The organism is Amycolatopsis sp. NPDC033938, assembly GCF_055575975.1.
On the sequence record NZ_JBVIRO010000002.1, the window covers coordinates 710,201 to 720,827 of the forward strand.

Below are 10,627 nucleotides of genomic sequence, written 5' to 3' on the forward strand. Positions count from 1 at the left end.
TTTCGAGTGAAGAAACCGCCGAAAGAGCGCACTTACGGGTGCGGACGGCCGACTTTCGGTATCGGTTGTAGCAAGGGGTAAGGCCCGCCCGGCGGCGGGGACCGGCAAGACCTGCCGGAGCCGTCGAGCGGGTTCCGATGAGGGGGTTCCTTGCTATGACCATCGACCTGAACGCGCCCTTGGAATGGAAGAAGGCGACCGGCGACGCCGCGAAGATGCTCGACGAACTTCAGCCGAACATCCTCAAAGCTCACGCTCGCGACCATTTCTCCGCGCTTTTTCTACGTTTTTCGGAGCCGACGGACGCGAAAGTGTTCCTCGCGTCACTCGTCCCGCTGATGAAGTCCGCGAAAACGCATCTGACCGAGGTCGACCGTTTCAAGACCGAGGGCGTTAAGGGGTCGCCCTACGTCGGCACCGGCCTCACCGCGGCGGGCTACCGGTTCCTGAAAATCGACGCGCCGCAAGACAAATCCTTCCTCCTCGGCATGCGTGACCAGGAGACCCGCGAGAAGCTGAACGACCCACCGCTCTCCACGTTCGACGGTGGGTACCACCACGACATCCACGCCGTCGTCATCATCGGCGACGGTGCCGACGCTCCGATGACCGCGCGCCGGAACGAGGTTCTCGCGCTGATTCCGCCGACCATTTCCGTCGTCGCGGAGGAAACCGGACTCGGCCGGGTGAACGCCCATGGCGAAGGAATCGAGCATTTCGGGTACGTCGACGGCCGGAGTCAGCCGATCTTCCTGGTGGAAGACCTCCGCGAGGAAAAGTCCGAGACGGACGGGATCACCACCTGGGATCCGGCCGCTCCACTGAACCAGGTACTCGTCCCGGATCACTCGGCGCCCGATCCCGCCGTGCATTTCGGCAGCTACTTCGTTTTTCGCAAACTGGAACAGAATGTGCGGCGATTCAAGCAGGCCGAGGAGGCATTGGCGGATCAACTGGGGCTGGTCGGCGACGATCGGGAACGTGCGGGCGCGATGATCGTCGGCCGGTTCGAGGACGGCACCCCGCTGACCGCGCAACGGGAAGACGGGGTGGAAAGCCCGGTACCGAACAACTTCGACTACCGGAGTGACGCCGCCGGCGCGAAATGCCCCTTCCAGGCGCACATCCGGAAGACGAACCCGCGGGGCAGCGGCGACGCCGAGGAGCCGTCGCTGGAGCGCCTGCACCTGATGGCGCGGCGGGGTGTGCCCTACGGCGAACGGGCCGACGACCCGAACGCCGACCTGCCGCCGTCGGCCCGGCCGAGCGGCGGGGTCGGCCTGCTGTTCATGGCGTTCAATTCGGCACTGGGCAACCAGTTCGAGTTCACCCAGGCGGTGTGGGCGAACAACCCGTCGTTCCCGATTCCGCCCGACGGGGTCAAGCCGCCCGGCCTCGATCCGGTCATCGGTCAGGGTCCGCGCCCGGAATCGGTCTACGCCAAGGAATGGGCCGGCACCGAGACGGTGACCGCGGATCCGTTCCCGCAGGCGGTGACGCTGAAGGGTGGCGACTACTTCTTCATGCCGTCACTCGCCTTCCTGCGCGGCCTGGGCGGGAAGGGCTGATTTCTCACGCACTGTGACCGATCACGGTCACCGGGCGGCGGGGTATCCGCTAAACGTCACCGGAACGGACGCAAAGCGGATATCAGTCCGCGATCAACGGCACTAGCCTGCGAGGCGGGCCGGTTCTGGGCGTACCGGCCACGGGGCGGGCGCCGGTCACACTGGGGGTGGCCGGCGCCCGTTCTTCCCTTTTCTCCTCGACGTCCCAAATCAGCCGCTTCTCTCCGTCCGTACCGCGACGCGTAGTACTTTGTCCGGTGCGGTAAGCGACATCGCGCTTCGGGGAGGGAGCTGGGATGAATCGGCATGAACGGCTGACGGCCTTATTGGACATGGTGGGAGAGCGGGAAAAAGTCGACGTCGAAGTCTCGGCGGACGAACTCGGTGTCTCCCCCGCGACGATCCGGCGGGACCTCGATCACCTGGCCGGCCGCAATCTCGTGGTCCGCACCCGCGGCGGCGCCGTCGCGAGCAACGTCGCCTACGACCTTCCGTTGCGGCACAAGGCCGCACGCAACGCGCCGGAGCAGCAACGGATCTCGGCGGCCGCGGCGAGAATGGTCGACCCCGGCATGGTGGTCGGCCTCAACGGCGGCACCACGAGCACCGAGGTGGGCCGCGCGCTCGCCACCCGGCCGGAGATGGGTGAGCCGAGCGGCGGCCCGTCGCTCACCGTGGTGACGAACGCGCTCAACATCGCCCACGAACTCGCCGTGCGGCCGAACATCAAGATCGTGGTGACCGGCGGGGTCGCGCGGCAGCAGTCGTTCGACCTGTCCGGACCGCTGTCGCAGCTGTTCCTCGACCAGATCTCGCTGGATCTGGTGTTCCTCGGAGTGGACGCGTTCGACCCGGTGCACGGCGCGCAGGCGCATCACGAGGGCGACGCGAGCACGAACCGGCTGATGGCGGCCCGCGCGCGGCAGGTCGTCGTACTCGCCGACGCCGGGAAACTCGGCGGTCACGCCTTCGCGAAGATCTGCGCGACCGCCGACGTCGACGTCCTCGTCACCGACGGCCGCGCGGATCCCGAACAGGTGCACGCCTTCGAGGAGGAAGGCGTGCGAGTCGTCAAGGCTTGAGCCGGTCCAACGCCAGCAGTGCCGCGCCGAGCCTGCCCGCCTCGTCGCCGAGCTGCGCGATCCGCAGTTCCGGCATCCGCTGGAACTGCAGGTTCGCCGTCAGCCAGGCACGGACCGGTTCGAGAACGTAGTCACCCGCGGTGAACAGGCCGCCGCCGAGCACGACGACCTCGGGGGCGAGCAGCGTGACCAGGGTCTTGATGCCGTGGCCGAGTCCGTCGAGCGCGTCGTTGACGACCGAGATCGCGGCCTCGTCGCCGTGCCGGGCGGCGTCGACCACCTGCTCGGCGCCTTCGGCCGGGCGTCCGGTGTGCTCGCTGTAGCGGCGGGCGATGGCCGACGCCGAGGAGATCGCCTCCAGACATCCCGTCGCGCCGCAGCCGCACGGCAGCCGGTGGCCGACGTCGATATGCCCGACCTCGCCGCCGAGCCCGCCCGCGGCGTACAGCTTCCCGTCGAGCTGGAGCGCGGCCGCGATCCCGGTGCCGACCGGGATGAAGGCGGCGTCCGCGCAACCCTTGCCCGCGCCGACGCGGAACTCGGCGAGCCCGCCCGCGCGCACGTCGTGCCCGAACGCGAACGGCAACCCCAGCCTGCTGTCGAGCAGCTCGCCGAAGGCCACGTTCCGGAAGTCGAGGTTCGCCGAGAACCGCGCCACCCGCTCGACCTCGTCGACGATGCCCGGGATGACCACGCCGACCGCGTCGGGGGTGCCGGTGCCCGCCTGCTTGCCCAGTGTTTCCACGATCCGCGCGACCTGGTCCGCGAGCGCCTCGCCGTCCGCTCCGCGCGCCGTCGGCTCGCGCAAACTGGCCAGATCCTTCAGGTCCGCGTCGTACAAGGCCGCCTTGATGGACGTGCCGCCGACATCGAGTGCCGCCACCGCAGGTGTCATACCCGCGATTGTCACATTGACCGGACGCTTTGCGGAGACCTACGCTCGACCGGCCAGACGACGGTATCCGGAACGCGGTGAGATTCCGCGCGGTCGCGCCACTGTGACCTCGGACCGGCAGGTTCGGGGAAGCCAGACCCGGCGCCGTCGTGTCACCCCTGAAGAGGCCGCGCTAGCCCGAGGAGGTCCCACCGCCATGTCGTCCCCCGCGGTAACCGCAATTCCCGTCCCGATCCGGATCCCCGTCCGCGAGATCCTGCCCTGGGCGGTGCTCGTCATCCTCCTTTCGCTGATCACGCTGTACTTCGTCAGCGCCGAGCAGGGCGCGGTGTCGGTGTTCGCGAACTCGTACGTCCACGAGTTCGTCCACGACGGCCGGCACCTGCTGGCCTTCCCCTGCCACTAGGCGGCACGCACCCCATGATGAGGACCTTGCTGGTCCGCGGCATGCTCGCGGGCCTGGTCGCTGGTGTCCTGGCGACCCTTTTCGCCTATTTCTTCGGTGAGCCTTCGGTCGATACCGCCATCGGTCTCGAAGGCACCTCCGCGCACTCGCACAGCGCTCCCGGCGCCCACGAGCACGCCGCGCCAGAGGCGGCGGAGGAAGAACTCGTGACCCGTGGTGTGCAGAGCACGGTGGGCCTGCTGACCGGTGTCGGGCTCTACGGCGTCGCCGTCGGCGGGTTGTTCTCGCTGGCGTTCGCCTTCGTCCACGGACGGCTCGGCACGCTGCGGCCCAGGGTGACCGCCGCCCTGCTCACCGGCGGCGCCTTCGTGGTCGTGTTCCTGGTGCCGTTCCTGAAGTACCCGGCGAACCCACCGGCCGTCGGGCAGGCGGGCACCATCGGGAGCCGGACTTCGCTGTACTTCGGCTTCGTGGCGCTTTCGCTGCTCATCGGCATCCTCGCCGCGGCGTTCGGCCGGAAGCTGGCCGACAAGATCGGCGCCTGGCGTGGCGGCTTGATCGCCTCGGGCGGGTACCTCGTGCTGATCGCGGTGGCGGCGGCGCTGCTGCCGTCGATCGACGAGGTCCCCGACGGGTTCCCCGGGGCCACGCTGTGGACCTTCCGGCTGGCCTCGGTCGGCACACAGGTGGTGCTGTGGACCGCGCTCGGCCTGGTCTTCGGCGCGCTGGTCGAGAAGGCACTGGCGCAGAAGGCGCCGGCCCGCGAGACCGCATAGGGTTCTTGCTCGCGTGACTGCGCGTGAAGGCCCCCTTCCCTCGGCTGAGCCGAGGGAAGGGGGCCTTCACGCGCAATTAGAACCGTCAGACCCCAGGCGGCACGAAAGGCAACCCCGCCACCGCGCCGTTCTCGATCAGGCGCAAAAGTGCCGCGGTGTCGACGTGCTCCTCGACGGCGTCGGCGAGCCGGTCCAGCATGGCCTCCCGCAGCGAGCCGAAGCCCGGTGCTCCGGGGGCGGGCGACCAATCCGCCACTTCGCCCAGCCAGGCACGGCGGAAACCGTCGTTCTCGAAGGCACCGTGCCACATCGTGCCCCACACCGAGCCCCGCCGATGTCCATCCAAAAAGGACTCGGCGGGTCCGGTCGCCGAGACCACGCCGTGGTGGATCTCGTACGCCTCCACCGGCTGGCCGCGCCATTCACCCGAGGGACGGGCCAGCACCTTGTCGGCCCTGAACGAGACCCTCGTCGGCAGCAGCCCGAGACCGGGAACCGTGCCCGCGCCGGACTCGACGTCGTCCTCGATCTCGGCGGCCAGCATCTGGTAGCCACCGCAGATCCCGAGTACCGGACGGCCCGCGTCGGCGCGTTTTCCGACCGCGGCTGCGAGCCCGCGGGCCCGCAGCCACGCCAGATCGTCCACGGTGGCACGGGAACCGGGCAGGATCACCACATCGGCGGACAGGACCGTGTCCGGATCCGCGGTCAGCGTGACCGAGACCCCGGGCTCCGCGGCCAGAGCGTCCACATCGGTCGCGTTGGAGGCACGCGGGAACCGCACGACCGCGACCCGCAGGGAGCCACCGGTGGCGCCCCAGCCCGCCGCGGCCAAGGCGTCCTCGGAGTCGATCCACACCTGGTCAAGCCAGGGCAGCACGCCGAAGACCTCGCGGCCGGTGAGTTTCTCCAGCGTCTCCAGCCCCGGCCGGAGCAGGCCGACGTCACCGCGGAACTTGTTGACCAGCCAGCCCGAGACCAGCGCCTGGTCTTCGGCGGAGAGGAGCGCGAGGGTGCCGAACATCGCGGCCATGACGCCGCCGCGGTCGATGTCGCCGACGACCACCACCGGCAGGCCGAACCGCCGTGCCAGCCCCATGTTGACGTAATCGCCTTCGCGCAGGTTGATCTCGGCGGGACTGCCCGCGCCTTCGCACAGCACGACGTCGAAGCGCTGTTTCAAGGAGTGAAACGTGTCGAAGGCGATCTCGGCGAGCCCCGCCCGGCCGGTCGCGTACTCCCCCGCTTCCAGCGTGCCGAACGGTTTCCCGAGCGCCACGACATGACTGCGGCGGTCGCTGCCGGGTTTCAGCAGGACCGGGTTCATCGCGGCCTCGGGTTCGACACGCGCCGCCCGTGCCTGGAGCCATTGCGCGCGGCCGATCTCGGCGCCGTCCGCGCACACCATCGAGTTGTTCGACATGTTCTGCGACTTGAACGGCGCGACCCGCACCCCGCGACGGGCGAGCCAGCGGCAGAGCGCGGCGGTGACCAGGCTCTTGCCCGCGTCCGACGTCGTACCCGCGACGAGCAGGCCGCTCATCGCGTGACCGCCACCGCGACGGCCAGCGCGGCGAGCCCGACCGCTCTCGACAGCCGGACCGCGCGACGCACGTCCACCGGTTCCGGCTCGCGGCCGTCGCCGAGGAGACCGCGCCGCTCGGTGCGGCCGCCGTAGCTGTTCGTCCCGCCGAGCCGGACCCCGAGCGCGCCGGCGAACGCGGCCTCAACCTGTCCGGCGTTGGGACTCGGGTGGTGCTTCCCGTCGCGGCGCCAGGTCCGGAACGCGGGTTTGGCGAAGCCGCCGGCCAGTGGTGCCGCCGCCACGGTCAGCGCGGCGCCGACGCGGGACGGGACCAGGTTGGCCAGATCGTCCGCGCGCGCCGACGCCCAGCCGAAGTTCGCGTACTTCGGCGAGCGGTAGCCGACCATCGCGTCCAGGGTGTTGAGCGCGCGATACCCCAGCAGCCCGGGGATTCCGGCGACCGCTCCCCACAGCAGTGGCGCGACGACGGCGTCCGAGGTGTTCTCGGCGATGGATTCGGTGGTCGCGCGCGCGAGCTGCTCGGTGTCGAGCCCGGTGGCGTCGCGGGCGCACAGATGCGACAGCCGCTGCCTCGCCCCTGGCAGATCGCCGTCGTCGAGGAGCCGGGCCATCCGGGTGCCCTCGGCCGCGAGCCCGTGCCCGCCCAGAACCACCCAGGTGGACGCCGCGGTGAGCGCGAACCGCGCGAGCGGCCGCTTCCGGGTCAGAAACCGCGCGGCGACCCCCAAACCGGTGACGGTTCCCGCGCAGGCGGCGGTGTACGCGGCGCCCCTGACCTTCGAATCCGCCCAAACCCGCTGTTCAAGGGCTTGCGCGGCACGGCCGAAGCCGGCGACCGGATGCCATCGTCGTGGATCTCCGAAGACGGCGTCGGCGACGTAACCGGTAACGAGTCCGGCTGCGGTGGCGGCTTGTCGGAGTGGCACGTGGCGAACCGTAGCGCGTGCACGAGAATGCGGGGTATGACCAAGCTGACGCATCGCCTCGCGAGGGTTCTGGAGACTCTCGCGCGGGCACTTCGCCGCTATTCGCGCGACGACGGCAAGGTGCTGATACTGGGCGGCGTCCGCTCCGGGAAGTCCCATCACGCCGAGCGGCTCGCGTCCCGCCACCCGCACCTGACCTACATCGCGCCCGGGTTGCCGCCGAGCGCCGAGGATCCCGAATGGGCCGCTCGTGTGGCCGCGCACCGCGCGCGGCGGCCGAGCACCTGGAAGACGATCGAGACCACCGACCTGGCCACGGTGCTGCGCACGGCGACGCATCCGCTGCTCATCGACTGCCTCGGCACCTGGATCAGCCGCGTTCTCGACGAGGTCGGCGCCTGGGAGCAGCGCGCGGGCTGGGAACGGCGGCTCGACGAGCGGCTCGAGGACTTCCTGGCGGCGTGGGCGCAGGCCGACGTGCCGGTGATCGCGGTCAGCAACGAGGTCGGCAGCGGTGTGGTGCCCGCGACGGTGTCGGGACGGGTGTTCCGTGATGTGCTTGGCGCGCTGAACAACCGGGTGTCCGCCGTTTCCGACCGGACCGTACTGGTCGTCGCCGGACGGACGCTCGACCTGCCTTAGGGAGCCGCTATGCGTTTCGCCATCGCCACCCCCGACGCCACCGCCGAAGCCGCCGCGCGCACCAGACTGGACGGCCTGGTCAAACCGCTGGGTTCGCTCGGACGGCTCGAAGACCTCGCCGCGTGGCTCAGCGCCGCGCACGGCGTCGTCCCGCCTCGGCCACTGGACGACGTCCGGGTGGTCGTGTTCGCCGGGGACCATGGGGTGTCCGGCATGTCGGCGTATCCGCGCGAGGTCACCGCGGCGATGGTCCGGGTGTTCCTCGCCGGGAAGAGCGGCGTCGGCGTGCTGGCCGAACTGGCCGGGGCGAAGGTGCGGGCGCTGGACATCGCGGTGGACTGGGACGGCGCGGACGTACCCGCCGAGGTCACCGCGCACAAGGTGCGGCGGGGTTCCGGCTCGATCGACGTCGAGGACGCGCTTGCCGAGGGCGAGGCGCGCACGGCGTTCGAACACGGCCTCGCGATCGCGGACGAGGAAATCGACGGCGGCGCGGATCTGCTCATCCCCGGCGACATGGGGATCGGCAACACGACGGTCTGCGCGGCCGTGGTCGCTTCGGTGCTCGGCCTGGCCGCGGGAGAAGTCGTCGGCACGGGTACCGGCATCGACGAGGACGGGCGGGCGCGGAAGGTCGCGGTCGTCGAAGCCGCGTTGGCGCGGGCCGGGGCGATGAAGGACCCCTTCGCGGTGTTGACCGCGCTCGGCAGCGCCTGTCTCGCCGCGACGGCGGGCTTCCTCGTGCAGGCGGCGGTCCGCGGCGTGCCGGTGCTGCTCGACGGTGTCTTCTCCGGCGCGGCCGCGCTCGTGGCCAGGGAAATCGCGCCGGGTGCGGAGCAGTGGTGGCTGGCGGGGCACCGTTCCACCGAGCCCTCGCAAGCGTTTGCGTTGAAGGCGCTCGGACTGGAGCCGATCCTCGACCTCGGGCTGCGGCTCGGTGAGGGCAGCGGCGCGGTGCAGGCGGTGCCGACGTTGAGGGCGGCGCGGGCGATCCTCGCGGAGATGGGCCTGCTGGCGGACCTCGCTTGATCGGCGACGCGCTGAAGATGGCCGTCGGCACCCTGACCACGGTCCGGGTGCCCGCGCCGGGGGTGATCGACCGGCGGGTGGCCGGGGGCGCGATGGTGCTCGCTCCGCTGGCCGTCGTACCGCTCGCGGCCGTCGCCGCTGTCATCGTCTACTTGGGTGAACTGATCGGCCTGCCCGCCTTCGCGTCGGCGGCACTCGCGTTGGGGGCGGTGGCGCTGGGCAGCCGCGGGCTTCATCTGGACGGCCTCGCCGACACGGCCGACGGGCTCGGCGCCTCGTACGACCGCGCGCGGGCACTGGAGGTCATGCGCCGAGGGGACTCCGGGCCGACCGGGATCGCGACGCTCGTGCTGGTCCTGCTCGTGCAGGTCGGCGCGCTGTCCGGGGCGATCACGGCCGGGCACGGGATCGCGGCGGCCGCGATCGCGGTCGTCGCCGGACGCGGCGTGCTTTCCCTGTGCTGCGCGCGGGGTGTCCCCTCCGCGCGGCCCGAGGGCTTGGGCGCGACCGTCGCCGGCTCGGTGCCGGTGTGGGCGGCCGCGGCGGTGTTCGTCGTGCTCGCGGGTTCGGCGGCGTTGACGGTTTCCTGGTGGCCGATTTCCTGGTGGCAAGGCGCGGTCGCGGTGGTGGTCGGCTATCTGGCCGCGTCGGCGTTGCTGGCGCGGTGCGTTCAGCGGCTGGGCGGGGTCACCGGGGACGTGCTCGGGGGCTGCGTCGAGGTCTCCGTCGCGGGGGTCTTGCTGGCTTCGTCGTTCTGAGGAGCCGCAGCAGCGGCGGAACGCGTGAAGGCCCCCTTCCCTCGGCTGAGCCGAGGGAAGGGGGCCTTCACGCGCAGCCGGTGTGACAGGTGGTGCTGCTGAGGCTCGTGACGGCCGTCCGCGACGAGTGAAGGGAGCTTTGAGGGACTCCGAGTCCCTCAAGGAGTCCTTCACGGCCTGGCCGCTACCGCCCTCGCCCGCCATAGGTACGTAAACATCCTTGGCTAGAACGACATTTACCACTCACGAGCACTTGCTGCGGTCAGCCGCCAGTTTCTCGTCGATTTCCGGGAGCCAGAAGCACAGTTCGAGCGTCTTCATCCCGGCCCAGAGCCCGAGTTTGCGGCCCTGCGAGATCAGGGTGATCGACGCGAACATGAGCAGGACCGCGATCCCGGCGGCGATGAACGGGTGCTTGCCGGTGAAGATCTCGACGACCGCCGCGATCGCCCCGAACAGCAGCGGCGGAGCGCAGTTGCGCACCATGAGGCCGGACGCGCGTAGCCGGGTGACGTCGACCGCGACGTCCTTGTCGTGCAGTTGCAGCGCGCCCAGCAGGAGATGCGGGCTCTCCTTGACGTACGGGCGGTCCTTTGCCGACGGCATCCGGCGGAGGAATTCCTCGGCGGGGACCCGCTGCCGACGGCGTGGCACGATCCGCTCCATCGCGTCGCCGAGCGGATAGGCCAGATAGCCCAGCAGGAAGCTCAGCACCACGATCACGACGACCAGCACCACCGTGGGCACGCCACCGATGCTCGCCGCTGTCAGGATGTGCAGCTTCGTGCCGAGGTAGCCGAAGAACGCGACGTACAGCGCGCCGGGGATGGTGTAGGCGAAGAGATCGAAGACGCCGATCACGAAGTTCACCGGCTCATCCAATCATCTTTGCCCGGCGAGGTGGTCGGGAGGCGCGGAAGCAGGGGGAAACCCCCAACCCCGCAACCGCACCACCGCCCCCGCCCCCCGCGGACACGAGGCCCCCGACCCCCGAGACGC

General features: G+C 70.5%; 11 protein-coding genes. 7 read left to right on the plus strand and 4 right to left on the minus strand.

Annotated elements, in window-relative coordinates; all coding sequences use genetic code 11:
• The first annotated feature begins 155 nt into the window (after positions 1-155).
• Both ACZ5ZX_RS09965 and ACZ5ZX_RS09970 read left to right on the plus strand, forming a co-directional pair.
• Positions 156-1,568, plus strand: a complete 1,413-nt coding sequence (locus tag ACZ5ZX_RS09965; protein WP_465501612.1) for a Dyp-type peroxidase — start codon at positions 156-158, stop codon at positions 1,566-1,568.
• Between the two features lie 296 nt (positions 1,569-1,864).
• On the plus strand, positions 1,865-2,650 hold the full coding sequence (locus ACZ5ZX_RS09970; protein ID WP_465501613.1) for a DeoR/GlpR family DNA-binding transcription regulator: 786 nt from the start codon (positions 1,865-1,867) through the stop codon (positions 2,648-2,650).
• On the opposite strand, the gene ACZ5ZX_RS09975 is transcribed toward ACZ5ZX_RS09970, so the two are convergent.
• On the minus strand, positions 2,640-3,533 hold the full coding sequence (locus tag ACZ5ZX_RS09975) for an ROK family protein (RefSeq protein WP_465501643.1): 894 nt from the start codon (positions 3,531-3,533) through the stop codon (positions 2,640-2,642). The genes ACZ5ZX_RS09970 and ACZ5ZX_RS09975 overlap by 11 nt on opposite strands.
• A gap of 208 nt (positions 3,534-3,741) precedes the next feature.
• Here ACZ5ZX_RS09975 and ACZ5ZX_RS09980 point away from each other — a divergent pair, with 208 nt between their 5' ends.
• Positions 3,742-3,951 (plus strand): CbtB domain-containing protein, encoded by a 210-nt coding sequence (locus ACZ5ZX_RS09980; protein WP_465501614.1) that lies wholly within the window; start codon positions 3,742-3,744, stop codon positions 3,949-3,951.
• 14 nt (positions 3,952-3,965) lie between these two features.
• Positions 3,966-4,727 (plus strand): CbtA family protein, encoded by a 762-nt coding sequence (locus ACZ5ZX_RS09985; protein WP_465501615.1) that lies wholly within the window; start codon positions 3,966-3,968, stop codon positions 4,725-4,727.
• An 85-nt stretch (positions 4,728-4,812) separates the two neighbouring features.
• Here the strand turns inward: ACZ5ZX_RS09985 and ACZ5ZX_RS09990 are convergent, their stop codons facing one another.
• Together ACZ5ZX_RS09990 and ACZ5ZX_RS09995 are read right to left on the minus strand one after the other, a co-directional pair.
• Positions 4,813-6,270 carry a cobyric acid synthase gene (locus ACZ5ZX_RS09990; RefSeq protein WP_465501616.1) on the minus strand — a complete coding sequence of 486 codons (1,458 nt, stop codon included), beginning with the start codon at positions 6,268-6,270 and terminating at the stop codon, positions 4,813-4,815.
• A complete protein-coding gene (locus ACZ5ZX_RS09995; protein WP_465501617.1) occupies positions 6,267-7,199 on the minus strand; it encodes a cobalamin biosynthesis protein in 933 nt (310 codons plus the stop codon). The genes ACZ5ZX_RS09990 and ACZ5ZX_RS09995 overlap by 4 nt, the downstream gene beginning before the upstream one ends.
• A 36-nt stretch (positions 7,200-7,235) precedes the next feature.
• Between ACZ5ZX_RS09995 and ACZ5ZX_RS10000 the strand changes: the two genes are divergently transcribed.
• Genes ACZ5ZX_RS10000 through ACZ5ZX_RS10010 form a run of 3 tightly spaced genes read left to right on the plus strand, consistent with a single transcriptional unit; the run spans position 7,236 to position 9,628 of the window.
• Complete coding sequence (locus ACZ5ZX_RS10000) at positions 7,236-7,841, plus strand: bifunctional adenosylcobinamide kinase/adenosylcobinamide-phosphate guanylyltransferase (protein WP_465501618.1); 606 nt, start codon at positions 7,236-7,238, stop codon at positions 7,839-7,841.
• 9 nt (positions 7,842-7,850) lie between these two features.
• Positions 7,851-8,870 carry a nicotinate-nucleotide--dimethylbenzimidazole phosphoribosyltransferase gene (gene cobT, locus ACZ5ZX_RS10005; protein ID WP_465501619.1) on the plus strand — a complete coding sequence of 340 codons (1,020 nt, stop codon included), beginning with the start codon at positions 7,851-7,853 and terminating at the stop codon, positions 8,868-8,870.
• Complete coding sequence (locus tag ACZ5ZX_RS10010; RefSeq protein WP_465501620.1) at positions 8,867-9,628, plus strand: adenosylcobinamide-GDP ribazoletransferase; 762 nt, start codon at positions 8,867-8,869, stop codon at positions 9,626-9,628. The genes cobT and ACZ5ZX_RS10010 overlap by 4 nt, the downstream gene beginning before the upstream one ends.
• Before the next feature lie 243 nt (positions 9,629-9,871).
• Here ACZ5ZX_RS10010 and ACZ5ZX_RS10015 read toward each other — a convergent pair whose 3' ends face one another.
• Positions 9,872-10,498 carry a hypothetical protein gene (locus ACZ5ZX_RS10015; protein WP_465501621.1) on the minus strand — a complete coding sequence of 209 codons (627 nt, stop codon included), beginning with the start codon at positions 10,496-10,498 and terminating at the stop codon, positions 9,872-9,874.
• Between the last annotated feature and the right edge of the window lie 129 nt (positions 10,499-10,627).